This window comes from Microcoleus harperi Pol14_C6, assembly GCF_036701295.1.
Taxonomy (GTDB): Bacteria; Cyanobacteriota; Cyanobacteriia; order Cyanobacteriales; family Microcoleaceae; genus Microcoleus.
Genome location: NZ_JAUBQN010000008.1, coordinates 134,741 through 159,349, shown reverse-complemented (window position 1 = coordinate 159,349; position 24,609 = coordinate 134,741). Strand labels below are relative to the sequence as shown.

25 protein-coding genes and 1 pseudogene are annotated in these 24,609 nt (G+C 46.7%); 14 read left to right on the top strand and 12 right to left on the bottom strand.

What is annotated here, in order from left to right:
* Nucleotides 1–34 precede the first annotated feature (34 nt).
* Nucleotides 35–415 carry a c-type cytochrome gene (locus tag QUA27_RS09130; RefSeq protein ID WP_333067538.1) on the bottom strand — a complete coding sequence of 127 codons (381 nt, stop codon included), beginning with the start codon at nt 413–415 and terminating at the stop codon, nt 35–37.
* Between the two features lie 180 nt (nt 416–595).
* On the opposite strand from QUA27_RS09130, the gene petG reads away from it, so the two are divergent.
* Nucleotides 596–715 carry a cytochrome b6-f complex subunit V gene (gene petG / locus QUA27_RS09125; RefSeq protein ID WP_015174208.1) on the top strand — a complete coding sequence of 40 codons (120 nt, stop codon included), beginning with the start codon at nt 596–598 and terminating at the stop codon, nt 713–715.
* Between the two features lie 121 nt (nt 716–836).
* Here petG and QUA27_RS09120 read toward each other — a convergent pair whose 3' ends face one another.
* The 8 genes from QUA27_RS09120 to QUA27_RS09085 all read right to left on the bottom strand — a co-directional run bounded on the left by QUA27_RS09120 (nt 837) and on the right by QUA27_RS09085 (nt 9,280).
* On the bottom strand, nt 837–1,919 hold the full coding sequence (locus tag QUA27_RS09120) for a glycosyltransferase family 4 protein (protein WP_333067537.1): 1,083 nt from the start codon (nt 1,917–1,919) through the stop codon (nt 837–839).
* A 94-nt stretch (nt 1,920–2,013) separates the two neighbouring features.
* Nucleotides 2,014–3,084, bottom strand: coding sequence for a glycosyltransferase family 4 protein (locus QUA27_RS09115; RefSeq protein ID WP_333067536.1), 1,071 nt, complete (start codon nt 3,082–3,084; stop codon nt 2,014–2,016).
* Nucleotides 3,085–3,248: 164 nt separating this feature from the next.
* Nucleotides 3,249–5,378, bottom strand: a complete 2,130-nt coding sequence (locus QUA27_RS09110) for a glycosyltransferase (protein WP_333067535.1) — start codon at nt 5,376–5,378, stop codon at nt 3,249–3,251.
* Between the two features lie 10 nt (nt 5,379–5,388).
* Nucleotides 5,389–5,922: a hypothetical protein gene (locus QUA27_RS09105; protein WP_333067534.1), complete on the bottom strand. Its 534-nt coding sequence runs from the start codon at nt 5,920–5,922 to the stop codon at nt 5,389–5,391.
* A 239-nt stretch (nt 5,923–6,161) separates the two neighbouring features.
* Nucleotides 6,162–7,235, bottom strand: a complete 1,074-nt coding sequence (locus QUA27_RS09100; RefSeq protein WP_333067533.1) for a glucose-1-phosphate thymidylyltransferase — start codon at nt 7,233–7,235, stop codon at nt 6,162–6,164.
* A gap of 285 nt (nt 7,236–7,520) precedes the next feature.
* On the bottom strand, nt 7,521–8,231 hold the full coding sequence (locus tag QUA27_RS09095; protein WP_333067532.1) for a M15 family metallopeptidase: 711 nt from the start codon (nt 8,229–8,231) through the stop codon (nt 7,521–7,523).
* 138 nt (nt 8,232–8,369) lie between these two features.
* Entirely contained in the window at nt 8,370–8,486 is a 117-nt protein-coding gene (locus QUA27_RS09090; protein ID WP_333067531.1) for a DUF433 domain-containing protein, read from the bottom strand.
* Between the two features lie 131 nt (nt 8,487–8,617).
* Nucleotides 8,618–9,280 carry a class I SAM-dependent methyltransferase gene (locus QUA27_RS09085; RefSeq protein ID WP_333067530.1) on the bottom strand — a complete coding sequence of 221 codons (663 nt, stop codon included), beginning with the start codon at nt 9,278–9,280 and terminating at the stop codon, nt 8,618–8,620.
* 454 nt (nt 9,281–9,734) lie between these two features.
* Here QUA27_RS09085 and QUA27_RS09080 point away from each other — a divergent pair, with 454 nt between their 5' ends.
* The 13 genes from QUA27_RS09080 to QUA27_RS09020 all read left to right on the top strand — a co-directional run bounded on the left by QUA27_RS09080 (nt 9,735) and on the right by QUA27_RS09020 (nt 20,687).
* A complete protein-coding gene (locus QUA27_RS09080) occupies nt 9,735–10,205 on the top strand; it encodes a MarR family winged helix-turn-helix transcriptional regulator (protein ID WP_333067529.1) in 471 nt (156 codons plus the stop codon).
* Between the two features lie 163 nt (nt 10,206–10,368).
* The gene (locus QUA27_RS09075; protein WP_333067528.1) at nt 10,369–12,045 is read left to right on the top strand and encodes an HlyD family secretion protein; all 1,677 of its coding nucleotides are present in this window, start codon (nt 10,369–10,371) and stop codon (nt 12,043–12,045) included.
* 355 nt (nt 12,046–12,400) lie between these two features.
* Nucleotides 12,401–12,538 (top strand): 50S ribosomal protein L34, encoded by a 138-nt coding sequence (gene rpmH / locus QUA27_RS09070; RefSeq protein ID WP_006632320.1) that lies wholly within the window; start codon nt 12,401–12,403, stop codon nt 12,536–12,538.
* Between the two features lie 42 nt (nt 12,539–12,580).
* Complete coding sequence (gene rnpA, locus QUA27_RS09065; RefSeq protein ID WP_333039176.1) at nt 12,581–12,985, top strand: ribonuclease P protein component; 405 nt, start codon at nt 12,581–12,583, stop codon at nt 12,983–12,985.
* Nucleotides 12,957–13,349: a PH domain-containing protein gene (locus QUA27_RS09060; protein WP_333067527.1), complete on the top strand. Its 393-nt coding sequence runs from the start codon at nt 12,957–12,959 to the stop codon at nt 13,347–13,349. The genes rnpA and QUA27_RS09060 overlap by 29 nt, the downstream gene beginning before the upstream one ends.
* Before the next feature lie 203 nt (nt 13,350–13,552).
* Nucleotides 13,553–14,701: a membrane protein insertase YidC gene (gene yidC / locus QUA27_RS09055; RefSeq protein WP_333067526.1), complete on the top strand. Its 1,149-nt coding sequence runs from the start codon at nt 13,553–13,555 to the stop codon at nt 14,699–14,701.
* Nucleotides 14,702–14,712: 11 nt separating this feature from the next.
* Nucleotides 14,713–15,186, top strand: coding sequence for a Jag family protein (locus tag QUA27_RS09050; protein WP_333067524.1), 474 nt, complete (start codon nt 14,713–14,715; stop codon nt 15,184–15,186).
* A 97-nt stretch (nt 15,187–15,283) separates the two neighbouring features.
* Nucleotides 15,284–15,799: a YceD family protein gene (locus QUA27_RS09045; RefSeq protein ID WP_333067523.1), complete on the top strand. Its 516-nt coding sequence runs from the start codon at nt 15,284–15,286 to the stop codon at nt 15,797–15,799.
* An 18-nt stretch (nt 15,800–15,817) separates the two neighbouring features.
* The gene (locus QUA27_RS09040) at nt 15,818–17,326 is read left to right on the top strand and encodes a Ycf46 family AAA ATPase (protein ID WP_333067522.1); all 1,509 of its coding nucleotides are present in this window, start codon (nt 15,818–15,820) and stop codon (nt 17,324–17,326) included.
* 154 nt (nt 17,327–17,480) lie between these two features.
* A complete protein-coding gene (locus QUA27_RS09035; protein WP_333067521.1) occupies nt 17,481–17,942 on the top strand; it encodes an SH3 domain-containing protein in 462 nt (153 codons plus the stop codon).
* 458 nt (nt 17,943–18,400) lie between these two features.
* Nucleotides 18,401–18,577 carry a hypothetical protein gene (locus QUA27_RS09030; protein ID WP_333067520.1) on the top strand — a complete coding sequence of 59 codons (177 nt, stop codon included), beginning with the start codon at nt 18,401–18,403 and terminating at the stop codon, nt 18,575–18,577.
* Nucleotides 18,578–18,936: 359 nt separating this feature from the next.
* The gene (locus tag QUA27_RS09025) at nt 18,937–19,068 is read left to right on the top strand and encodes a hypothetical protein (protein WP_333067519.1); all 132 of its coding nucleotides are present in this window, start codon (nt 18,937–18,939) and stop codon (nt 19,066–19,068) included.
* 41 nt (nt 19,069–19,109) lie between these two features.
* Complete coding sequence (locus QUA27_RS09020; protein ID WP_333067518.1) at nt 19,110–20,687, top strand: peptidoglycan-binding domain-containing protein; 1,578 nt, start codon at nt 19,110–19,112, stop codon at nt 20,685–20,687.
* A 177-nt stretch (nt 20,688–20,864) separates the two neighbouring features.
* Here QUA27_RS09020 and QUA27_RS09015 read toward each other — a convergent pair whose 3' ends face one another.
* The 3 genes and pseudogenes from QUA27_RS09015 to lipA all read right to left on the bottom strand — a co-directional run.
* Entirely contained in the window at nt 20,865–21,392 is a 528-nt protein-coding gene (locus tag QUA27_RS09015) for a ferric uptake regulation protein (protein ID WP_190742311.1), read from the bottom strand.
* A 267-nt stretch (nt 21,393–21,659) separates the two neighbouring features.
* On the bottom strand, nt 21,660–22,925 hold the full coding sequence (gene sigC, locus QUA27_RS09010; protein WP_333067517.1) for an RNA polymerase sigma factor SigC: 1,266 nt from the start codon (nt 22,923–22,925) through the stop codon (nt 21,660–21,662).
* 786 nt (nt 22,926–23,711) lie between these two features.
* Nucleotides 23,712–24,587: pseudogene (gene lipA, locus QUA27_RS09005) on the bottom strand (lipoyl synthase); the annotation flags it as partial.
* Nucleotides 24,588–24,609 lie beyond the last annotated feature (22 nt).

Below are 24,609 nucleotides of genomic sequence, written 5' to 3'. Positions count from 1 at the left end.
AAGAAGGGGAACGAATTCCGTTCCCCTTCTTTAGTCAAATTTGTTCGAGATATTTCAGCAAGTCGGCCATTTCTTGCGGACTCGGCTGAAACTGCGGCATTGGTGGGGTTTGCCCGCTGGTGACTTGCCGGATCAGATCGAATTCGGATTTGCGCTCCGACACTCCGTGCAAGTTGGGCCCGACTTGACTGTCTGAAACGGATATGTGACAACCCGCACAGTTCATTTGAAAGATGGCAGAACCCTGAAACGGGTTGCCCGTGAGGGATAGTACGCTTTTGACGTAAGGATCGGCGACTTGAAACTGACGAATTGCGATCGTTGCCAAGATGATGGCAAGCAACACCGCTACCCCAAATATGGCTAGTCGCTCGATCGGGTTTTTAATTTCATTCCTGGCAAGTTGGTTATTCAAAGGAGTTCAATTAAAAATAGTATCTACAAGAAAATTTATTTCTCATAACATAGCTTAATCGTTCGCAGCGGGGAGAGCAAGATCTAATACTCCCGGAAGGGCGTTTTTTGGAAAATTCATCTGTGTAAGTGCTGGTAATATTAAAAATAGGTTGTTAAATCTTAACGTTAAGGAGATCTCATGGTAGAACCGCTGCTTTCAGGTATTGTTCTGGGTCTAATCTTTGTTACTCTGTCGGGGCTGTTTTTTGCTGCTTATCAGCAGTACAAGCGCGGCGATCAGTTGGGTATCAATAAGTAAAAGGGGCTGCAGTCCCTCACTCAGGCTGTCAGGGGGAGGGGGAATTGGGAATTGGGCATGGGGCATGGGGCATTGATCTACCTATTGACTTCTTCCCTCTTCCTTCTTCCTTCTTCCTTCGTTAAAGATATCGATCGAGAATAGCAGCAGTTTCCAGGCCTGTTTTTTCCCAGCTAAATTGTTTTGCTCTGGTTAAACCGAGTTCCCGCAAGTGCGATCGAACTTTGGCATCGACTGCAAGCTCTTGCATAGCAGAGGCAATTTCCTCGACGCTGTAGGGGTTGACTAATAAAGCTGCACCCCCAGCCACTTCTGGCATTGAAGACAGGTTAGAGGTGATGACAGGAGTGCCGCAGGCCATTGCTTCGAGCACGGGGAGCCCGAATCCTTCCCAAAGACTGGGGAAAACCAGGCCGATCGCTTGGTTGATGACTTTGGGCAAGTCGGCTGCGGGGAGGTAATCTAAGAATTTTACTCGATCGACCAATCCCAATTCTTGAACCTGCGCCTTCAGCAGTGGCGTATAGCGTTTGTCTTCCGAACCTGCTATCCACAATTCGTACTCGGAATTATCAGGCAAAGCAGCAAACGCTGCTATCACTCGCTGCACATTTTTATATGGATTGTGGCGGCCGATATAAAGAAAATAATTGCTTGTTGGTAAGTCTAAAAAACGGAAAAAACTGGTATCGTATCCGGGAAAAATTGGCGTAATTAAATTAGTAGGAATCTTGCAAAAATTAGCGATATCTTTGGCTGTTGATTCAGAGTCGCAAATGACGTGTTCAGCCTGCAGCAGCACTTGGGGAATGTAGTAGCGGTGATAAGGTGTCAGAGGATCGAAGCGGCGGGGAAATCGCAGCGCTATTAAGTCATGTACTGTAATTATATAGCGGCAACCTGCAAAGAGAGGAGCTTCGGGAATTGGGGAAAATAACAGGTTAGATTTTAGCTGCTTGTAAATTTTGGGGAGTTGGGTTTGCGTCCACAGCAATCGGTTGATGTGTCCTTTGGTTCCTTGTTCAGGGGTTAGGTTTGCGGGGATTTGGTAGCAGTTGTTATTGGGAAATTTTTCGGCTGTTAGTAATGTTGGATTGAGGGATTTTAGGTGGGGAAATAGGTTTTTGGCGTAGATGGCTAAGCCGGTTGGTTTGGAAATTAGGAAGGAGAGGTTGATGAGCAGGTTGGACTGGGGATTGGGCATGGGATAATATGTAGATTGCGGTTTTTGGGTGGGATTTTTTTTAACCGCAGAGGGCGCAGAGGACGCAGAGAGGAGAAAGGAAGAGAGGGAAGATTTAAAGGTATTGCTGTAAGATGTTGGCGGTTGCTTTTCCGGTTTTGTTCCAGCTAAATTGAGACGATCGCGCTAAACTAGCTTTTTTTAAGTTCGATCGCACTTTTGAATCTGTGGCTACTGTTTGCATGGCTTCGGCTATTTCTCCAACGCTGTAAGGATTGACTAATAATGCGGCATTTCCGGCTACTTCTGGCATCGATGATAGGTTGGATGTGATGACGGGTGTGCCGCAAGCCATTGCTTCTAAAATTGGTAAGCCGAATCCTTCCCAAAGTGTAGGGAAAACTAGGGCGATCGCCTGATTCATCAGTACGGCCAATTGAGAATAGGGAACGTAACCGAGAAATTTTACCAAAGATTGTAAACCTAATTGTTCAACTTGTGCTGTCAACTGGGGTGTGTAGGCATTGGGAGGCCCTGCTAGCCACAATTCGTAATTTGCGTAATCGGGTAAACTCGCAAATGCAGCAATTAATCTTTCCAAGTTTTTATAAGGATCGTGTCTGCCGGTATAAAGAAAATAATTTTTGGTTGGCAAGTCGAGATATCTAAAATTAATATTATCGCAAGCTAGGGGAATTGCGGTCATCTTTTTAGACGGAATTTTGAAAAAGTTAGCAACATCTGCCGCCGTTGATTGAGAATCGCAAATAATGTGTTCTGCTTGCTGCAAAACCTGCGGTGTGTAGTAGCGGAAATAAGCTGTTAAACGAGAAAACCGTTGGGGAAATCGCAAAGGAATTAAATCGTGAACTGTGACGATGTAGCGGCAGCCGGAATACAAAGGTGCTTCGGGGATTGGGGAAAATATCAGGGTAGACTGTAGTTTTTGGTAAAGTTTAGGTAATTCAAACTGAGTCCACAGCAGCCTGTTAATTTGTCCTTTCGGGCCGCGATTCGGTGTCAGAGTGTCGGGGATTTGATAGCAAGTATAATTATCAATTTGCTGGGAAGCGAGTAATGTTGGTTCTAGCTGTTGCAGTTGTGGAAAAAGATTAGTGGCGTAAGTCCCGATTCCAGTTGGTTCGGGTGTTAAAAAGGACAAATTGATTAACAGTGAATTAGACATGATTTTAGATATCCGGCGACTGAAAGTCCCAACTACACATACAAAGTCCGCCTGCGCGGACTGAAGAAAACGGTAATAAAATCGACTTTGATATTAGTCCTATGCAACAGGAATTTAGCTTTTGGCTAGGGATTTTAAGCCCTGGTGGAATATTTAATTAGCCTTTAAGTTCGATCGAGCATTTGAGCTATATCGGCTGGATTTGGCAGCCGAATTGTAGCATACTCTTGGTGAATTATCTCAAAAAAGCTATTGACTTTTTTATCGAAATGTGCAAGTCTAAACTTCTGACTGCGTTGCTGTGCACCAGCTTGAAGTTCTGCTAGCAAATCGGGATTAACAATTAGTTGATGTGAATGCTGGCACAGTTCCTCAACGCTATTGAACAAAAAGCCCGATCGCCCATGTTCGACAATTTCCGGTTGGCCGCCGCCGTTGAAAACAATCGGAGCACAACTGTTTTGCATTGCTTCCACAGTCGCCATCCCGAAATGCTCAAATCTTTGAGGATTGACTTCACCCAAACCGCAGGCGTGCCAAAATATACTCGCTCTAGCATAAAGCGATTTTACCTCATCAAAATCAGCATTGACTTTTAGCTCGATCGCCCTTGAATCTTGCTTCAATAAATTCTGAACAGTCTTTAAATAAGGATTGCGGGGAATGCTGCTGCCGGCTAAAATGAGCCGCCATCCTTGAAAATCTTCGGGATAATCTCTTAGCAAACAGCGGAAAGCTTTAATTAGTTCAATTTGCTTTTTTGTTCCCCCAGCTTCAAACTGTCCCACCGCCAAAATTATTTTTTCTTTCGGCACTTTAACGGTTGCCATTTCTATCGGCGGATAAAGCAGGAAAGTTGGCTGTAGGTTCCAGCGTTTCTCCAACCACTTGACTGTAAATTGACTGTTGGCAATAATGAAAGTGTAGTCATCGACAGCAAAGTGACGGTTGCGGAAGGTATTGGGAAAGTGACAGAAAAATATTGAGATTGGCGACAGTGGCTTGACTTTTTCCAGTTGGTTCGCGTTGATGAAAATATCGTAGTTTTTGCTTTCTCTGGCAATTTCATCAAAGGGATTTTCCATATCTTCCACGATGATGCTGGAATCGATGCACTGCATTCCGCGTTTCTCGTAAAACGCCAAGGGAAGAATTTTAATTTTGCATCCTGAAAGGTTGAGTCCGTACCACGATTCTAAGTCGGAAACCACAACTGGTTTGTTGGCGATAAAAGTAATGTCAAATTCATTTTGTAGCAGCGAGGCAAGGGTAGCGACGTATTTTTGACCACCACCAATAAAATGCAGTCCGTGATCGTAAATGGCGATGGACATTTTGCGATCGCCCCGAACCACCTGTAAGCGAGACAAAATACGATCGATCTTCATCCGACTGTAAATCACCGCCAACTTTTCCGACAACTGTGGCAATACAGTTTCAATGATTTCTGGTTTCTGATAATCCAGCAGCTTTTTAATCGCTACAAATAAACTCTCAAACAGCAAATCGTACTGCTTGTTAGTAAAAAAATCCGAAGTATGAATTCCCTTGACTAATTGCAACGGTTCATGTTTTGCCAAATACAAAAACCGATTCCGATTGCAGAAATACTCGGTAAGTTTGCTTCCTTTACTCGAACCCCTATATTCGTGATGGGCGATGGCTGCGGGAGTATAAAGCATTTTCCAACCGCGTTTGTGGCAGCGTTTGGCAAACTCTACATCCTCAAAATACATGACAAAATCTTCATCTATCGGCCCCACATCTTCGAGACATCCTCTGCGAAAAAGCACAGCCGCCCAACAAAGCCCTTCGACTTCCCGTTCTGTATCGTACTGTCCCGAATCTTTTTCGCCAAAACCGACATCTTGCCAATAAAAATTAGGTAATTGCTGAATGCCAGCGCTGTTAATCCGCCCGTCTTTAAACAGCAATTTGCCGCTAGTCGCACCTACTTCTTTATTAGTTTCTAGCCGTTTTACAAGAATCTCTAACCAGCAACTGTCAAGGGTAGCATCGTTATTTAGAAAGCCGATATATTGCCCTTTTGCTTCGCTGATGCCAAGGTTGAGGGCTTTAGCAAAGTTGTTGGCGGAGTTGACAAAAATCCGAACTTTTGGAAATAGTTCGCGCAGGGAAGTAACGGAATCGTCTTGAGAGCAATTATCAATTACAATTAAATCTAGTTGCTGTTCGGGGTACGCAAGTTTTTGTAGAGATTTTAAGCAATCTTTCGTGTGGCGCAGACCGTTATAGTTGACTATAATTAACGAGCATATGGGCAGTGTGGTCATCTTTGATGCTTTATTGTTGTCGATCGAGCAATTCAGCCGTAATCTTCTCTAAAATAGCAGTATGTTGCTGCTGCACTTCTTTAATTTGCTCTATTTCCGACTGAAAAGCTGCGATCGCTCTTTGTTGAGTCTCAAGCTGTGCTGTAACTTCGGGAGATGCGCTGCTGAAGTCGGATTGAATTTTTTTCTCTAGAGTTTGCTGATTTTCTTGCAATTTTTGCAATTGAATGCTCAGTGTTTGAACTACGCGGGTATTAGCGAAATTGTAAATAACTTGGCGTTCTAGTACGGGTCTGAGCAATTTTCGGACTATTTTTCTAACGGCGATGACTGCGGAACCGAGTCGCCTTTGGTAAGAGGTAATGGGGATATTATAAATGTCGAAACCTGCCTTTAAAAGGGCGATGTCTTCGTCATCTTCATTTGGGGCGATCGCACTATTTTCTGTTCCCAACAGGGGCGGCTCAGCAATACCAATTCTTGGCTCCAAAGTTTGTCGCAATTTATGTATTATCTGTTGAGTTGGTATTTCTTCGTACTGCAAACTTTCGTCTCCTTTAGATAGCTTACTCTGATTTATTATGGAACAGGAATCTTTGCTGTTTCCATCATTATAACTAATTGTGAACAGGCAGCTTTGCTGTGTGAATAATTGTAATTAATCGTGGAATAGGCAAGATGCGTATTCCAGGGCGGGCAGGATGCCCAACCCCTACTCCCCACAAGAAAATTCATCTCTTGTTAAATCAGGATTATTGCTTCAGATATTGGCAATATCTCAATTTAAGCCAATTCAATTTGACTGTCATCACCAATCATAAACCGCAGAGCTTTTGGACGAGCCGGCGCATTGGTTAGTTGAGCTCGCTGGCCGATCACGCTGTCAACAATTCGCTGGTGAATGCCAACTATTTTCGCCCCTTGCAATATTACACTGTGTTCGATATCAGCATCAATCATCGTCACGCGATCGGCAATACTGCTGTAAGGCCCGATAAAGCAATTTTCAATGCGGCAATTTTCCCCAATTACCACCGGCCCGCGAACTGTAGAATTAATGATTTCCGTTCCTTCCCCTATTTGCACTCGCCCGATAATTTGACTTTTCGCATCTACTGTTAATTCAGTTGAAGCTATGATACGGCTATCTAAAATGATTTGGTTTGCACTCAGCAAATCGTCTTTTTTCCCCGTATCCAGCCACCAACCTTCTAAATTGCAGGCTTCTACGTGTTTTTCCTGATTGATGAGCTGTTGAATCGCATCGGTAATTTCGAGTTCGCCCCGAGGGGAAGGTTGAATTTGATCGATCGCCTCATGGATACTAGGAGCAAAAAAATAAATTCCCACCAGTGCTAAATTTGACGGGGGAACTTTGGGTTTTTCTACTAACTGCAAAACTCTTCCTGTCTCATCAACTTTTGCTACACCGAAAGCAGAGGGATTGGGAACGGGACGCAGCATAATCAGAGCGTCTAGTTTCTGCTTGTTAAAAATCTCTAAAAAGGGATCTAACTGATTCTGAATTAAGTTATCTCCTAAATACATAATAAACGGAGAATCGCCCAAAAAAGGTCTTGCAACTTTTACCGCGTGAGCTAGCCCCGCCGGCTCTGCTTGCAAGATATAAGTAATTTTGGCACCGAAGCGAGATCCATCTCCTGTTTTCGTCTTCACCTCTTCCCCGGTTTCGGGACTAATAATAATCCCAATATCCGTAATCCCAGCCGCCACAATTCCTTCAATTCCGTACCACAGTATCGGCTTATTTGCTACAGGAACCAACTGCTTAGCACCCGTATAGGTGAGGGGACGCAAGCGTGTTCCTTTACCGCCAGAGAGGATGAGTGCTTTCATTTGGTGAACTCTGAGTTATCCTTTAGGGTTTGCGGTGCTGGCAAATATTGCCTGCACTTGTTCGCTCTCGTTGATTTTAAACTACCGCTACCCCGCTGGCAATAGTTGCCGTGTCTTATGATACAAATGATGTATGCCGATCGAGCTTTTATAGTCCTGGACGCATAGAGTGTCAGCAACTTGGTTTCTTGCCAAATAGAGCACCTAAAAGCTGAGGTTTTTTGTCAATACACGTGGTTTTTCAACGTTGCGAGTGCGCCAGTCCAGATTTAATTGCGTACCATTTTAATAGCGGCCGTATCGGGCGATAAATTGAGTACCACTATTGTTTTGATTTGTCAACAAAGCCCACATCTGATCGCCCTGACAAAAATGCCACCATTCATTAGGATGTTGCTGAAAACCCGCAGCTATCATCGCATTTTTCAAGATTTGCCTGTGACTGTGATATTGCTCTTCTTGTGGGTGATTGCTGTTAGCAAAATAATCGGGATAAGAACGTTCTGATATTTCATCAATCGGAGAACCCATATCAATTTGCAAATTATTTTCATCCACTAAAGTTATATCTAAAGCAGCACCTGTACTGTGAGGAGGAGGCGTCGCGCGATCGAGGCTCGGTACTGCCCAAAATTGATACACGTGTTCTATAATCACTTGGCGTTTGTCTTCCGAAACCGGAAATTCACACCCTTGAGCTAGGGCAATTTGATTGAAAGTATAATCCACCATAAATTGCTGGACTTCGACCGGCCGATAAGCATCAAATATCAGAATTTTCCACTTGGGATGATTTTGTTGTAACTGGGTTTGAGCGGCGATTAAGCTATCTACAACTCCTTGCCGCAAATAGTAAGGCGAATCTGCTTTGCTGTTGTGATAAGGAGCCCCCAACTTTTGATAAGGGTGCGGGATTTCAAAGGCAAAATGTTCTGGTGGAATGGGGACTAAAGGTTCGCCGCATTCGTCGATCGCTATTTGCTGGTATGGTTTCATATCAAGGTTTTACCCTACTTTATGATTGCTGGTGAACTACAATACTCAGTATATGCTTTTCACTTGAGTTCGTCGCGCTGCAAATAGCAAAGCAGCTAGAATATCCTCATGTTATAATTTTTTATTATCATCTATAATTTATTTAGCATTCATACCAGAAATGAGTAATTCAAGAATCAACTTTAGTGGAGATCGGAGGCCGCGAATACAAGGTTTTATGTGACAGATATTTGGAGCGAGTGTGATGCGCTGCAAAAGTTATTTTTCTATATTTTAGGATAATATATTAAATATATCCTAACCTAAAAAACATAGATTTCGATCGGTTTGTAGTAAGGACTTTAGTGATTTCAATATCCATCTAAAGTCCTTACTGCTAAAAAAAATTAACTTTGGCGGTAAGCAACTACCGCATAAAACGGATCGCCGCTTCCTATTCGCAGCATTTGCATAAAACTCGGCAAGTTAGGCTTGCGAACTATTACTTCTGGCTTGCTAAATCCGGGTATATTCGCTCCTTTGACAGAATCAAAGTAACTCTTGACTAATTCTACCCGATCGCCCTCCGAACCTTCCCGCCAAGCCGCGATCGCCTTTTGATAAAACATCCGGTTGGAAAAACTCATAATTGCTACGCCCCCCGGCTTCAAAATCCGGTGAATCTCGGCAAAAATCGCATCCGGGTGCTGGACATACTGTACCGAAACGCAGTTGACAACCGCGTCAAATTCTGCATCCGGCAGTGGCAATTTGGGATTTGCGTTCAAATTTTGCACGAAATAATGATTCAGCCTGCGATTTTTTGCCAACTCCTCTTCATTCATGCCGTGCCCTTCAACATGGGCAAATTGCATCTCGTCGGGCAAGTGAGAAACCCAACTGCTCATCATATCAAAAATCCGAGTATTCGGTTTCAGCCGTTCCCGATATAAATCGGTTAGTTGCTGGATGAATCCATCGTCTACGTGAGTCACAAACCGGGGAGCGGAATAGAACAAATTGTCGTCGGTGTCGTCTAACTTGGTGCGTTGGTCGGCTGGAAGCAACATAAATTATGATCGGGAAGTAGATTTACCCTTTCTAGTTTAAGAAAAATTAAGAAATGTAAACACACCTCGCAGGGCGGACATCCGGCTTGCAGGGTGATGCTCAGAGTGCGATCGATAATCGCATGGAAAGCTACATATCCTCCGCAGCCCCAAAGTCTGCAAGTGTACCCGCGAGTCCGCCAGGGACTTAAGTCCCTGGCTTACAGCTAAAGTCCACTTTAAGTGGACTAAAAAGCAGTGGCAGTCTCGATGATCGAACGATCGAGCATCCCATCAGTTAAGCTTGAATTTTTTAGTCGGTTTCAACCGACTTCAGCTTTTAGTCTGGGACTCAAATCCCAGGGGATTCGCGGTTTTAGCATAGCTGGCAACCTCAAAAAATTTGCTTGCCCCCCCTTGACAAAACCCCAAAAAATATCATACTCTAATAATACGAACGCTAACTAATAAACCTATGGTTATTACATCCACTGTCAAGCGCATAAATCTAGCTCAGTGGCACGACGTTCTCGCCCCCCACAGCCTGGGCTACCGTCTCAAACTTCTGGCACAGCTAGGCAGTCGCAGGCTGCAAGAGGTACTTGAACCCTTTGGCTTAACACCTTTTCACTGGCTGGTACTGTGCTGCTTGTGGCAAGAAGACGGTTTGCCGACTTCCAGCATTGGCGACAAACTGCAACAAGTCGGCGGGACGCTGACAGGCGTGATCGATCGCATGGAAGAAAGAGGCCTAGTCCGCCGGGAGAGAGACACGCGCGATCGCCGCATTTGGCGCATTTGGCTTACAGACTCCGGCAGGGAACTGCAAGAGGTATTGCCCCCGCTGGTAGCTAAAATCAGAGATCGAGCTGTCGAGGGAATTTCACAGGCCGATCAAGAACTCTTTTCCGAACTGATCGATATCGCGATCCTGAATCTTTCCTAAACCGACAAATCAATCTTTTGAGTGAAGTGCAGCAGCATCTACCTCTACTACATTACAAATAACCGTAAAATACTACGCACTCTTAAAAAAAGCCGTCTTACTAAATAAAAACTACGCACTCTAAACAAACGACATCTTACTAAAGAATCAGGAGTCAAATACAATGAAAGGCACAAACGAAACCAACCCAACAGAACTCAACAGCAACAGCAAAGCAGTCGCCGTATTAGAAAAACCGCTCGACGACAGCATCGCTAAAAGCCTACCAGTAATCCCCGCCCCAGAAACAGAAATCAGCGCCCCCGCCGAAGTCAAAACAGGCGCAGAAACAGAACTGCAAGCACCCCTGCCGACGGCTGCAACACCCAAGAAAAAAGCCCCGAAAGCGTTGATATTAGCAGCGCTGGGCCTAGGGGCGATCGCAGCAGGCAGCTTCGGCTACCGCTACTGGCAATACGCCTCCATCCACCAAGAAACCGAAAACGCCACAGTTGCCGGACACATCCACCAAATCAGCAGCCGCGTCAACGGTACTGTCGCCGAAGTCTTAGTACAAGACAACCAACAAGTAAAACCCGGACAACTGCTGATCAAACTCGACCCCCGCGACTACCAAGTTAAAGTCCAACAAGCCCAAGCAGCCTTAGAAAACGCCCGCCGCCAAGCCGAAGCAGCCGAAGCCAATATTTCCCTAGCCTCTCAAACCAGCCAAGGCAAAACAGCCCAAGCCCAAGGAGATATCAGCGGTGCAAACGCTGCGATTTCCACCGCCCAAGCAGCACTAAGAGAAGCCCAGCAAGGCGTACCCGCAGCAGAAGCTACCGTTGCTGAAGCCGAAGCCGGCGTACCCGCCGCCCAAGCCAAAGTCGCCCAAGCCGAAGCCGGTATTCCCCAAGCTCAAGCCAAAGTGACGGAAGCCGAAGCCGGTATTGCCGCAGCGCAAGCTCAGCTAGTACAAGCGCAAGCTAGTCTCGTTAAAACGCAAGCCGATTATAAACGGTACGAAAGCTTGCAACAAGAAGGTGCGATCGCCCGCCAGCAACTAGACGCAGCGAGAGCCGCCTACGAAGTAGCTCAAGGCCAAACCACCGCAGCCCAACAAGGAATTGCCCAAGCTAGAGCGCGGTTAGCCCAAGCTAAGGAAGGCGTAACCGAAGCTCAAGCAGCAGTAGCCCAAGCTCAAGAAGGGGTAAAACAAGCTCAATCCCAAGTAGCGCGCGCCCAAGTCGGTGTCGCCAGCGCTCAAGCTAAAGTCGCCCTAGCGCAAGAAGGTATCAGCACCGCCGAAGCAAAACTTGCTGCATCAAAGGGCGGATTGCAACAGGCGCAAGCTACGGGCGAGCAAACTAAAGTCAGTCGATCGCAGTATGATGCTGCTAAAGCTGCGATCGGGCAATCGGAAGCGTCGGTTAAAGACGCTCAACTGCAACTTTCCTACACCAATATCACCGCTCCCGCCGCCGGACAAATTGGCCGCAAATCGGTTGAAGTCGGGCAGCGCGTGCAGCCGGGATCTCCGTTAATGGCGATCGTCAGTAACGATTTGTGGGTAATTGCCAACTTCAAAGAAACGCAATTGGCCAACATGAAACCAGGCCAAAAAGTAGAAATTAAATTAGATGCTTTTGGTAGCCGTAAATTTGAGGGTCATCTCGATAGTTTCTCCCCTGCTTCTGGCGCTCAATTCTCCTTATTGCCTCCCGATAATGCTACGGGCAATTTCACCAAAGTTGTGCAGCGGATTCCGGTAAAAGTTGTGTTTGATGCTGAAAGCATTAAAGGCTACGAATCGCGGATTGCACCGGGGATGTCTGCTACGGTAAATGTTGAACTGAAATAAGGGAAGACACGACACGGATACACGGATGAATTTAACTGTGTTTTCTTTGGTGTCAGCGGTTCTGGCTTTTACCCATGATTGCACGCGAAATCCCCGACTTCTCAAAGAAGTCGGGGATTTGATTTTTTCGGTTAAGGGCGATCGCCCTTGCAATATCATCTTAAAAAGTTAGGTATCGGGTCGTGAAAACAAAACCGAAATCTCGTTCACCAGCTTGAAAACGGGTTGTTGCTTTGTGATTAGTGGCGATCAATTCAAATCGGAAAAATATTATTGCCAACTAAACCCCTCTATGGTATACTAGAAGATTGTGAATATTAATCAAAAGTAAAGTAACAAGCCGGGAGAAATCAAAATGACACAGCAAACCCTGCACGGAACCAGCCGCAAAAGAAAAAGAACATCCGGTTTTCGCGCCAGAATGCGTACCGCGACTGGTCGATTGGTAATCAAAGCTCGCCGCAGCAAAGGTCGCCACCGCCTCGCAGTCTAGCACTGCATCAAGGTAGAGAGGCCTCAACGATCGCCCTACGCCATGTTGCCCGATACAAACCGACTTAAGCACCGAAAAGACTTCAGCGCCGTATACCGCAAGGGAATGCGCCGTAACTCGGCCCATTTCAGCTTAAGAGCTCTGCGTAAACCCAAAAGCGTCGAATTAAGCAAACCGACAGCCGAAAAATCCTTGCAGCCAACTCGCACAGGCATTTCCATCAGCCTGAAAGTCAGCAAACGCGCTGTAGTCCGCAACCGGATTAAGCGTCAGATTCGGGCAGCTTTGCGACAGCTATTGCCCCGATTAAAATTCGGGTGGGATTTAGTAATTGTCGTGCGTCCGATCGCACAAGAGTGCAATTATGCAGAAATTCTGCAAGAATTAGAGCAGTTGTTGGTAGAAGCCGAGGTACTAGATGGGAATTCGAGAGGAAGTATATTATGAAGGCGGCCCCGCGCCGGGAGACTTGATCCTCAATTTACTCCTGGGGCTGACTGTGGTGGGAATCCCCCTAGCAGTAGGAGCAATTGTCCGGGCTCTGTGGCTGCGGTATCGGATCACGAGCCGCCGAGTGTCCGTAACCAGCGGTTGGATGGGGGGCGATCAGACAGACGTTATCTACTCAGATATAGTCAAAATCGTCACAGTACCTCGCGGTTTCGGGACTTACGGAGACATGGTGCTCACCATGAAAAATGGCAGCCGCTTGGAACTCAGAGCTATGCCGAAATTTCGAGCAATGTATGACTACATTAACGAAAAACTGCCCGTAGCAGCTCAAAAAGCAAACGCGGCCCAAGCTAAATAACCGCACCGCTTCGCCCTCAAATCAGGGTAAAGTGAGTGCGAGTATTGGCAAACTCATTACAACAAACCCGCAGACTGGGCGGTCGATCGACGGGCAATGTCCTAAGATAGAGACAAAACCCTAAAAATTGAGGCGGCTCGCCTCCAGCGGGTAAAAATAGTTCTCAACAGCAAACATAGAGCACCTAAATTAACTCAAAGCGAATGGATTTCGGTATCTCGTTTCTCTCCAACAACCTCATGCTCCCGATCCTAGATTTTTTCTACGGGATCGTGCCAAGCTACGGTTTAGCGATCGTAGCTCTGACGCTTGTGATTCGCTTTGCTCTTTATCCTCTCAATGCAGGCTCTCTTCGCAATATGCGGCGCATGAAAGTAGCACAGCCGTTGATGAAAGAGCGAGTCGATCAAATTCAAAAACTCTATAAAGACAATCCTGCAAAACAGCAGGAGGAAATGAGCAAAGTATACAAAGAATTCGGTAATCCTCTAGCAGGATGCTTCCCGTTGGTGCTCCAAATGCCAGTGCTGTTTGCACTGTTTGCAACGCTCAGGGGTTCGCCGTTTTCTGACATAAATTACAGCGTTAACGTTCAAGTTTTGCCCAAAGAACAAATTGAAACTGTTCAACCGCAAGCTTTTGCTACACCGCCCCAAAATATTTACGTCACAGGTACTTTTCATGCTCCAGTTGTGGGCGTAATTCCAGGCGGCGACAAACTCGCAGTCGGCGACACAACCAAAATTAATTTTCAAACCCCAGAGGGCAAACCTCTCAAAGTTTTAGCTGCAGAAAATAAGAGCGAAATCGACTTTGAACCCGGCTGGAAAGTCATTAAAGGCGAAGAAATCGTCAAGGTAGATGAACAGGGCAACATCACGGCCGTAGCGCCCGGTGAAGCCACAGTTCAAGGCACAATCCCCGGATTGGCTAGTAACAAAGGATTCCTGTTTATTGAAGCTCTAGGCCGCGTGGGCGCGATCGACTCAGACGGTACAATCCACTGGGATATTTTGGTAATGATCCTGGGCTTCGGCATCAGTTTGTACATCAACCAAACTCTTTCAGGGCAAGCACAAGGGCCAAACGACAACCCCCAACAGGCTACAGTCAACAAACTGACGCCAGTCATATTTTCAGGGATGTTTTTGTTCTTCCCGCTGCCCGCCGGCGTGTTGATGTATATGCTGATTGCTAACATCTTCCAAACAGTTCAATCGTTTATTTTGTCGCGAGAACCGCTGCCCGAAAACCTGCAAAAAATAGTGGACGAAGCAGAGGCGAAAACCCAAAAAGAACAAGGATTAGATGCACTTCCCTTTGAGCCCAAGCGTTCTAAGAAAAAGGCTTGATTTTAACAACAATGAAAGACTCTCAAATGCAGCGCGGACAGGCATGGTTAGAAGAATTGCTACAACTGTCCGCAATTCCTTCAAAAGTGGTATGCGAACAACAAAAAGATTGCTATTGGATGACAATAGATGAAAGCAATCTGACTCGAGAACAAGTTGCAATCTTAGTCGGGCCAAACGGTAATGTAATAGATGCCATTCAATACCTATGTAACACTGTTCAGAATATAGGTCAGGAAGTAGAGGAGTCAATTCCTTATACAGTTGAACTAAATGGCTATCGCATCCGCCGCCAAGAGGAATTGCGATCGATGGCAGAGTACGCAGCAGATCAAGCCAGATCGACGGGAGTTGAAGTTGAAATAAAATCGCTCTCTTCGGCAGAACGCCGTCAAGTCCACAGCTTTTTAAGCGAATGTGAGGATATAGAAACTTACAGTCAAGGACAAGAACCCGATCGGCGTTTGGTAGTGCGGCTGCGCTGACGCGAAAGAAGGAAGAAGGAAGAAGGAAGAAGGAAGAAGTTAAAAATTAACTATTCCTTTTGACCTTTGAATTCAAGAAGTAGGAAGGCAAAAGATTATGGAGACAATTTATATCCCTCATCTACTCACAAAAAGTGAGCGAAAAGAGGTAATTGATTTTGAAGAATTTATCCCCGATTTAGAAACTCTTACTCCGGTGCGAGGACGACTGCAAGTGACTCACCACGGAAATTATCTTGAGGTGAAGGCGAAAGCAGAAACAATAGTTACTCTCACCTGCCACCGATGCTTGAAACAATACAATCATCGTTTGGCACTAAACTCATCGGAACTAATCTGGCTCGAAGAAACAGCAAATCAAGCAGATTCAAGTTCAGCAGAAATAGAAGTTGCTTTAGAAGATTTGGTGGAAAATTTGTCCCCAGGTGGCTATTTCTCTCCGCGCGATTGGGTGTACGAGCAAATGTGTTTGGAACTGCCGCACAAACAGATATGCGATACTGAATGTCCGGGAATTTCTTTAACTGATGATGCAAAAAATACAGAAAGCTCCGAAACAGTCTCAGACAGTCGCTGGGCATCTCTGGAAGCACTTAAACGGCAATTGCCTTAGTCAGTTGACTAATAACTAATGACTATTTTTAGCGACGAGTTTGAACTACTGCTGCGATCGCGCTACCCCCTAATTTACATTCCCACACGGGAAGAAGAGCGCGTAGAAGCGGCGATCGCCCAAAGCGCCAAAAAACAAGGTTCTCGCGCCGTCTACATCTGGGATTTTGTTGATGGCTACCAAGGCAATCCCAACGATACAGGTTTTGGCAAGCGCAACCCGCTGCAAGCCTTAGAATTTCTCGAAAAATTGCCCGCCTCCGCGCCGGCAATTTTTATTCTGCGGGACTTTCAGCGGTTTTTGGAAGATGTCTCGATTTCCCGCAAGCTGCGGAATTTGGCGAGACTCCTCAAATCTGTACCCAAAAATATTGTCATCGTATCTCCTATAATTTCGATCCCAGAAGACCTCAGCGAAGTGATGACTGTTTTGGAGTTTCCCCTTCCTGCGGCGGCGGAAATCAAAATTGAGGTGGAAAGGCTGTTAGGGGCAACCGGAAAAGCCATTGAAGGGCGTTTGCTTGATGAAATGGTGCGCTCATGTCAAGGGCTGTCGATCGAACGAATCCGCCGAGTTTTGGCAAAGGCGATCGCCACCAGAGGCGAACTCCATCCCGACGACGCGGAACTGATTTTAGAAGAAAAGCGCCAAACAATTCGCCAAACTCAAATTCTGGATTTTTACCCAGCCCGCGAAAATATTTCCGATATCGGCGGTTTGGACAATCTCAAAGAATGGCTGCTGCGGCGCGGCGGTGCTTTTACCGAACGAGCCCGCCAATACGGTTTGCCACATCCCAGAGGTTTGTTGTTAGTCGGAATTCAAGGAACCGGAAAATCCTTAACAGCAAAGGCGATCGCCCACCATTGGCATTTGCCTTTGCTGCGGTTGGATGTTGGGCGCTTGTTTGCCGGATTAGTCGGAGAATCGGAATCCCGCACCAGGCAAATGATTCAGCTAGCAGAAGCTTTGGCCCCTTGCGTGCTGTGGATTGACGAGATTGACAAAGCTTTTGCGGGATTAGACGGTAAAGGGGATTCCGGGACAACTAGCCGGGTGTTCGGGACTTTTATTACTTGGTTGGCAGAAAAAACTTCGCCAGTGTTTGTAGTCGCAACAGCCAACAACATCCAGTCTTTGCCGCCAGAAATGCTGAGAAAAGGCAGGTTTGACGAAATATTTTTTGTGGGTTTGCCCAGCCAGGAGGAACGGCGGGCGATTTTTGAGGTACATTTGTTGCGGTTGCGATCGCACAGCATCAAAAATTACGATTTAGAGCGCTTGGCTTACGAAACTCCCGATTTTTCAGGAGCCGAAATCGAGCAAACTTTGATTGAAGCAATGCACATTGGGTTTAGCCAAAATCGAGACTTTACCACAGATGATATTTTAGAATCAGCTAGTCAGATGGTGCCCTTAGCCAGAACAGCTCAAGAACAAATCCAGTTTCTCCAAGATTGGGCCGCTGCTGGGAAAGCTCGCCTTGCTTCTAGATACGGCAGTCTGAGCCGCCGGATTCAAGGTTAAGCTTTTGAAGTCAGTAGTCAGTAGTTAGTAGCCAGTTGTCAGTTGGCAGTTACCAGATTTTACCCAACATTCAGCAGTCAACACTCAACAGTCAACCTTATTCCCTCTTCCTTCTTCCTTATTCCCTCTTCCTTCTTCCTTCATTTGCGGTTTTATGAACACTGTATATAGCGTTTTCAAATTTTTAGTGGGTTTTCTGCTCGCGATCGTCCTGATGGCAGGTGCTAGCGTGGCTGCTGCACTTTACTTTGCCGCTAAGCTAACTACTGTGCCCGAAAAACCTGTTTTCCCCAACGACAAAACACCAGCTCAGGTTGCAGGGGCTGCGCCGCAGTCAACAGCCCAGGCTAGCCCTGTTTCTACATATAGCGATGCCCCGTCTCCCAAACCGCTGGAACCGGGAGCTTACCGAGCTCTGGTAACTCAGCCGATCGGCTTAATTCTCCGGGATACTGGTAGCCGAGACTCGAACCGCATTGGCGGGGTTGGTTACAAGGAAAGAGTCGTAGTTTTGGAAGAGTCGCCCGACAAAGAGTGGCAGCGAATTCGGATTGAGGATGACAATCGCGAAGGTTGGGTCAAAGGTGGCAATACTGAAAAAGTTGAGGGCGAATAAAACTTAGATAGTAATTAGACAACAAATATACTCATCTCATTGTGAGGGCAGCCAAGCAATCGCAGTGTGAAAATTGTTCACCAGCGCCTGGGTTTTTCCTGTCTTTTGTTGTCAGTAGCGAAATACACATTTATTGCAAAAAGTCAAGTTAAATTTATTTACGATATGTGGGATGCCAATTTGAGGGGCACAGACTGTGGGTGCGATCGCCTCTGCCAAATCGTGAATTTGACATAAAAGCCCAGCAGAAAAAAGGTTTCAAGAGCTAAAACTCAACATAAAAACTCGAAAATACATAATCCTAACTTAGGTTATTCAGGGGAGTATGTTAAGAAAATTAGCAAAATCTTAAGGTTAGTTGCAAAAGGCAGGCTGTTGTCACCGCCGCAGAGGCAAGAGTGGTAGCTTGGATTACAAGATGTAAGTTTTCAGCTTAACAGCTACCAACAATAAAAAATATGTACGACAAACGTCCCGATCGAGATTTGGCGACTGTTGCTGTTACTGCGGCTTTGGGAGCTGGGGTCGTTACCTCTTTTGCGGTTAGCAGAGGGCAAAACCCGCTGGTAGCCATCGCAATTACTGTTTTTGCAGCGGGAGTAGCTGTAATTTGCGATCGGTTCGGCTTAATTTAAGCGATCGTCGATTTTTTAATACAAAGTCAACTTATCAAAAAATCCCCGCCCTATTTGCAACTAGCAAAAGTGGGGATTTTTAGTGGGTAGTTTTTTGATTAATCCGCGGTACTTTCCCAGACGCACTCGCCACATGAATAAGCCGCGTTTCTTAATAACAAAAAACCTGCACTTTCAGGCTCTTCAGCCGACCACAAATTAAGGTGATGACAGCCTGCTCGCAAGTCTTGTGGTAATTTCACCGGCAGCCGGATAAAATATTAGCCAACACTACCTGACAACTTATTCTCTTTTGGTCTTAAAGGCTAAGACTATGCCTGCAAACTTTTTTGCTTAGTCTCGCGTCTCTAGAAGCAGCGATGCTATCTTGGTTATTACCTGTAATTATTTTTGACGGTATTTTTTTAGAAAAACGGGTGCTTCGCGCTTTTCAAGTAGAACTTAGCGTTGGTAGAATCCAAGCCAAGCGTGCCAAAAATCATTTTTGGTAGTTTGCTCACACAACCCACCCACAATTTCACACTAAAAAATTATGGAATCTCTTGCTTACCTCGAACTTGCTCTTGTTTGCGAAGCACCCGCAGAGTCGAAAATTTTTGATGCGCCCAAGTGGCAAAACCTATCGAGTCAAACTTACGTCCGTTTGCTGTCTCTGGCTTTGATGCTGTCGGTTTTGAGTGCAGCAGGTTCGGCTTTTGCTCAAATAGATCCGGGATATCCCAATTTGCGCTCTGTTCAAGACAGGTTGCGGGAACTCGGCTATTTTCCCAGATCTTCAACAGGTCAACTCGGCCCGGTTACTCAACAAGCTCTGACTAACTTTCAGCGAGACTATCAACTGTCGCTGACTGGTAGGCCCGATCGAGCTACTGTAATAGCACTCAACAGTTTGGCCGGGGATGACGATCGACCTTTTAATACTATTTATACAAATTATCGGGAGCTGCGTTTTGGAGACGCAGGTGCAGATGTTTCCGCTCTCCAGCGCAGGTTGAAGCAGCTAGGCTACTTCAGCGCGCATCCCACAGGGAGTTTTCGCGAAGTTACTCTCAATGCGGTTAGATACTTCCAGCGAATTAATCGGCTGCGGGTGACTGGAGTTGCCGATAGGCAAACTTTAGCTTTGCTGTTTGGTTCCACGCGGCCGGTTCCCCCCGTTACGCTTCCAGGGAATATTTCGGGAAATGGCGGTTGCAAGGGGCTGCGGTTCGGGGACAGAGGGGCAACGGTAGACTTGATCCAGCGACAATTAAAAGCTTTGGGCTATTTTGAAGGCGGCGTTGACGGTAAGTTTCGGGAACGCACTCTCTACGCTGTGACTCGTTTTCAGCAAGATTACAATCTGGTTTCTGACGGCTGCGCTGACACTGCTACTTTGACTGCTATCGATGCCCAGATGAGGCAAGCGGAAATTACCTCATGGACTGAGGAAGATGACCAACAGATTAATGGCGGAGATTTTCTAGAGTTGGGTGACAGAGGCCGACAAGTAGAATTTGTGCAGCGGCGCCTGCAAGAATTGGGTTATTACAGGAGCCAGATTCACGGTTGGTTCGATCGACCAACTCAGGCAGCTTTGATCCGCTTTCAGAGGGATAGGGGGATGTTCGGGACTGGAAGGGTCGATCGCAGCACTCGATCGGCTTTGCGGCAAGGTAACAGGCAGGCAGCAGCGCCTGTGCCGCAAATCGCTGCTGGTCTGCGACGGGGCGATACTGGGCCTGCTGTCCGACAACTTCAGTCTTCGCTCAGAAGTCTGGGCAAAAACCCCGGCCCGGTGAACGGAGTATTTGGAGCCGAGACCCAGTTTGCGGTGCTATCGTTTCAGCAAGAACGCAATTTGTCACCGGCGACGGGTATTGCCACTCCGGCGACTTTGGCTGCGCTCCAAAACGGATTAGCTGGCCGGATAGCTGTTCCTGCTGTTCCAATTAGCAGCAGTTTCAACTCTCGATCGAGCATTCAGCAATTACAAAGGCGGCTGCAAGACCTCGGCTTTTACACAGGGCCCATCGGCGGAGTTTTCGATGCTTCGACGAGAGACGCCCTCGATCGAGCTCAGCGCAGTTACGGGGTCAGCAGCGACGATTTGTTGAGCCAAACTTTTTAGCCCCAGGCTTGCGGACGCTACATCAAAGAAATCGGGTTTCTCGTTTCCGACTCATTCCTGAAATGATGTATTTTTCTTAAGAAACCCGGTTTCTGCGTAACTGCGATCGCACTTGGGCTACCGATTTTTGTTAAAACTTGTAACAAGCCGTACTTGAAATGCGAAAATAGTGTACTATCACTCGATTGAATCCGGGGCGCTGCTGCCGTTGTGGGCGATCGACCTCGGACAAGACCAATTGCTGGAAACCAAAGACGGCCATCCCATCCGCAAAGCTTCGTGGCACACCGTATGAATGGTTAGCTGGCAGTCTAGCAGGTGCAACCCAGACTTTTCAGCTTGCTTCATGCCAATTTTCAAAATCGAATCGTTGTTAAATTCGATCGTTCTGTTGCACTGAACGCAGACTAGGTGGTGGTGGTGATGCGGGTAAGGCTGGTTTATTTCATAGTGTTTGTGACCTTCTGCTAGTTCGAGTTCCCGGAGGAGGCTCATCCTTGCCATTAACTTTAAAGTTCGGTAAATGGTGGACAAGCTAATGTTTTCTCCGCGATTTTTTAACAAAGTGTACAAATCCTCCGCACTCAGGTGATTGCCTTTGGGGAGGTTCTGAAACACGTGCAAGATGGTTTCCCGTTGGGGAGTCATCCGCCAGCCTTTGTCATTGAGTTCGGATTTGAATGAGGACGCGGTGTAAAGTGCCATAGTGACCCTCTCAAGAAAGTCTGCCTATTGACAATAATACACAACGATCGAGATATTTTGCAAATATCGCAGCTTATTGAAAAAAGATTGAGGAAAAAATTTGGTTTTTGATATTTTTTGACTTTTAACAAGCTTGATGACTTGCTGCAGAGGACAGAGAAGTTTTTTAGAAGTAAATATTGTTACTTCTGCCGAATGCCTCATGCCTTCTGCACAAGTGCCAAATGCCTTGCTCCCTGATTAATCGCGCTGACTGACCGGCCAAATTTAAGTCAGAGACTCCAGATAGTCGCGCACGCGGTTGCGACGCTTGGGTTGGCGGAGTTTTTGCAAAGCTTTGGCTTCAATTTGGCGGACGCGCTCGCGGGACAAGTCGAGGGCACGACCGATTTCTGCCAGGGAATAGGGGTGTCCGTCACCCAAACCAAAGCGCATCAGAATTACATCTCGCTCGCGGCTGGTCAAATCTGCCAGCAGTTGCTGCAAGTCGCGGTGCAGAGCTTCTCGCATCAGCATTTCTTCTGGGGAGATGCTGTCGGTTTCGAGCAAGTCGCCCAACTCTGTATCTTTTTCGTTGCCCACTTTAGTTTCCAAAGAAACAGAACGGGGGACTCGCAGCAAAACTTCTCGGACTTGGGGCGCCGTCATGTCCAACTCGACAGCGATGTCTTCGATCGTAGCTGTCCGACCTTTTTCTTGAGAAATTTTGCGCTGGGCTTTTTTGATTTTGTTAAGTTTTTCGGTGATGTGGACGGGGAGGCGAATTGTGCGGCTTTGAGTGGCGATAGCCCGCGTAATTCCCTGCCGAATCCACCAGTAGGCATAGGTGCTAAACCGATAGCCCCGCGTCGGGTCAAACTTTTCTACAGCTCGCTCCAGTCCGAGAGTACCTTCTTGTATTAAGTCGAGCAATTCTAAACCGCGATTTTGATATTTTTTCGCCACCGAAACCACCAGGCGCAGGTTCGCCTTAATCATGTGGTCTTTAGCTTCGACGCCTTCAGCTTGAATTCTTTCGATCGTCTCGACCGTCATCTCGGCTAACTCGGCCCACTGGCGCTTGCCTTCGGACATAATTCGCTTGAGTTCTGGCACGTCACCGACACCGGCGGTTAATGCCCAGCGTTCCAGGGAAGGTTTATGTCCCAACTGTGCGGATAACCGATCGCGCACCTCAATTAAATGCACGAAGCGCGCAATTAGCCCTTCTTCCTGGGATGCGACGGTGTTGCGTAATTCCAGCAATTTGATATAGCGCTGAACTTTTTGAGCTTCCGACACTTCTTCGTCTCTACCCAAGAGACGAACCCGGCCTATTTCTTGGAGGTACAGGCGCACTAAATCTGTAGTGCGACGGCTGGCATTTTTTTGCAATTTGGCTGCTGGGTCTGCATCTTCTGTCTCTGCTGGGTCTTGGTCGAGCAGTTCGTCTCCAGCTTCTTCAGCATCTTCATCCAACACATCACCTTGCAAGGGATTGACTCGCAGTTGTTCGTCGAATTCAGCTTCAGCGTAAAAAGAGGTGGCTGGCATAGTGATTTTCTCAGTTGCTCCGGGTGAAAAGATGCTACGCTTAGCGGTTATTTATAATTAAGATGCCCATTTGGTTAAGACGAAGCATCACCGCTTTGTGTTTCTTTACTAACTTTTCTGACTTTTCTGCTGTTGTTCGATCGAACTTTTGCTGCCCCACTTGTTTTACCAAGATTCTGGAAAACGCTAAGAACTTTCTGATGTAACAGGTTGAAGGCCCGAAAAGTGTGTTGTACTTCTTTGTTTATGTAGCTAGTATAGATAGTGACTGGCTAGAAACAAGTGACGTTAGTCAGAAGTTAAGTTAATCTTCATCACCAATAACCTGGTTCCCGATCACTTCGGAAAATTAGCCATTTTTTTAATAAAACTTTATATAACTCGGCGCTCTTGATTAAATACGCTGCAGTGAGCGCAGAAGTTTAATCCATTACAGAATAAGGGCTTGAGAGTTGCTAGAGTCCGCAGTACCGAGTTATTGGTTGACGCAAAAACCAGGTTTCTTCCTCAAATTTCTTGATTAAAACCTAGAAGTTTGAGGAAGAAACCCGGTTTCTGGATCTCTTTTGCGTAAGTCGCGACTTTGAGGCGACGATCGACCGATAATTGTTTTGGTGTTGGCTGCTGCTTCCAGCTTAACATCACGCCCAGAACACCAGCATCTAAAACCGGGTTTTTTGCCCTAGGCCTGCATATAAAGCGCAAGTTTTTCCTCGCTGTTACCCGGTTGATCTGCTTTTAGTGAGAATGGTGAGATCGGGCGCGAGTCAACTCAAATTAAAATTGCTAGCGTGGGTAAAGTTTCATCAGTTCCCTCACCTGTTCGGCGTGATAGGAACTGCGAGTTAAGGGAGAAGCGACAACTTGCAAGAATCCCAAAGATTCGCCAAACTTTCTCCAAGCATCAAACTGTTCTGGAGGCACAAAGTTTTCTACGTTCAAGTGCTTTTGAGTCGGTTGCAGGTACTGTCCAACTGTTAAAATATCGCAGCCGACAGCCCGTAAGTCCTGCATCGCCTCTCGAATTTCGGTGTCTGTTTCTCCGAGTCCCACCATGATGCCGGATTTGGTGTAAACCCCAGGTGCGAGTTCGCGGCTTCGCTGTAATAGTTCCAAGCTGCGATCGTACTTTCCTTGCGGCCGCACCTTGCGGTAAAGTCGCTTTACGGTTTCGGTATTGTGGTTTAGTACCTCTGGTCGGGCTGCGAGAATGATTTCTAAAGCCTGCCAGTTACCGCACAAGTCGGGAATCAAAACTTCTATAGTTGTATCGGGCATCGCCGATCGCACTGCTTGAATGCACTCGACAAACTGAGACGCGCCCCCATCCGGCAAATCGTCCCGGTTGACAGAGGTAATCACGACGTGGTTGAGTTTGAGCCGCTGCACCGCTTGTGCCAATCTTTGGGGTTCCGTGGGATCTAAAGGTTGCGGCTTTTTCTCAAAATCGATGTCGCAGTAAGGACAGGCGCGGGTACAAGCCGGGCCCATAATCAAAAATGTCGCAGTACCTGCGTTGAAGCATTCGCCGATGTTCGGACACGACGCCTCCTCGCAAACCGTATTCAGGGATAAATCCCGCAAAATTTCTTTGACGTTGCCGACGCGCTCCCACTGGGGGGCTTTAACTCGCAACCACTGGGGCTTAACTGTCACGTCTGTCTCCGCCTGAGTAGTGTTTTAC

Excerpts from the sequence above, each read along its gene's own strand:
- petG (WP_015174208.1), top strand. The coding sequence starts at position 596 with ATGGTAGAACCGCTGCTTTCAGGTATTGTTCTGGGTCTAATCTTTGTT.
- QUA27_RS09120 (WP_333067537.1), bottom strand. The coding sequence starts at position 1,919 with ATGCCCAATCCCCAGTCCAACCTGCTCATCAACCTCTCCTTCCTAATT.
- QUA27_RS09115 (WP_333067536.1), bottom strand. The coding sequence starts at position 3,084 with ATGTCTAATTCACTGTTAATCAATTTGTCCTTTTTAACACCCGAACCA.
- QUA27_RS09110 (WP_333067535.1), bottom strand. The coding sequence starts at position 5,378 with ATGACCACACTGCCCATATGCTCGTTAATTATAGTCAACTATAACGGT.
- QUA27_RS09100 (WP_333067533.1), bottom strand. The coding sequence starts at position 7,235 with ATGAAAGCACTCATCCTCTCTGGCGGTAAAGGAACACGCTTGCGTCCC.
- QUA27_RS09095 (WP_333067532.1), bottom strand. The coding sequence starts at position 8,231 with ATGAAACCATACCAGCAAATAGCGATCGACGAATGCGGCGAACCTTTA.
- QUA27_RS09085 (WP_333067530.1), bottom strand. The coding sequence starts at position 9,280 with ATGTTGCTTCCAGCCGACCAACGCACCAAGTTAGACGACACCGACGAC.
- QUA27_RS09080 (WP_333067529.1), top strand. The coding sequence starts at position 9,735 with ATGGTTATTACATCCACTGTCAAGCGCATAAATCTAGCTCAGTGGCAC.
- QUA27_RS09075 (WP_333067528.1), top strand. The coding sequence starts at position 10,369 with ATGAAAGGCACAAACGAAACCAACCCAACAGAACTCAACAGCAACAGC.
- rpmH (WP_006632320.1), top strand. The coding sequence starts at position 12,401 with ATGACACAGCAAACCCTGCACGGAACCAGCCGCAAAAGAAAAAGAACA.
- rnpA (WP_333039176.1), top strand. The coding sequence starts at position 12,581 with ATGTTGCCCGATACAAACCGACTTAAGCACCGAAAAGACTTCAGCGCC.
- QUA27_RS09060 (WP_333067527.1), top strand. The coding sequence starts at position 12,957 with ATGGGAATTCGAGAGGAAGTATATTATGAAGGCGGCCCCGCGCCGGGA.
- yidC (WP_333067526.1), top strand. The coding sequence starts at position 13,553 with ATGGATTTCGGTATCTCGTTTCTCTCCAACAACCTCATGCTCCCGATC.
- QUA27_RS09050 (WP_333067524.1), top strand. The coding sequence starts at position 14,713 with ATGAAAGACTCTCAAATGCAGCGCGGACAGGCATGGTTAGAAGAATTG.
- QUA27_RS09045 (WP_333067523.1), top strand. The coding sequence starts at position 15,284 with ATGGAGACAATTTATATCCCTCATCTACTCACAAAAAGTGAGCGAAAA.
- QUA27_RS09040 (WP_333067522.1), top strand. The coding sequence starts at position 15,818 with ATGACTATTTTTAGCGACGAGTTTGAACTACTGCTGCGATCGCGCTAC.
- QUA27_RS09035 (WP_333067521.1), top strand. The coding sequence starts at position 17,481 with ATGAACACTGTATATAGCGTTTTCAAATTTTTAGTGGGTTTTCTGCTC.
- QUA27_RS09030 (WP_333067520.1), top strand. The coding sequence starts at position 18,401 with ATGTACGACAAACGTCCCGATCGAGATTTGGCGACTGTTGCTGTTACT.
- QUA27_RS09025 (WP_333067519.1), top strand. The coding sequence starts at position 18,937 with ATGCTATCTTGGTTATTACCTGTAATTATTTTTGACGGTATTTTTTTA.
- QUA27_RS09020 (WP_333067518.1), top strand. The coding sequence starts at position 19,110 with ATGGAATCTCTTGCTTACCTCGAACTTGCTCTTGTTTGCGAAGCACCC.
- QUA27_RS09015 (WP_190742311.1), bottom strand. The coding sequence starts at position 21,392 with ATGGCACTTTACACCGCGTCCTCATTCAAATCCGAACTCAATGACAAA.
- sigC (WP_333067517.1), bottom strand. The coding sequence starts at position 22,925 with ATGCCAGCCACCTCTTTTTACGCTGAAGCTGAATTCGACGAACAACTG.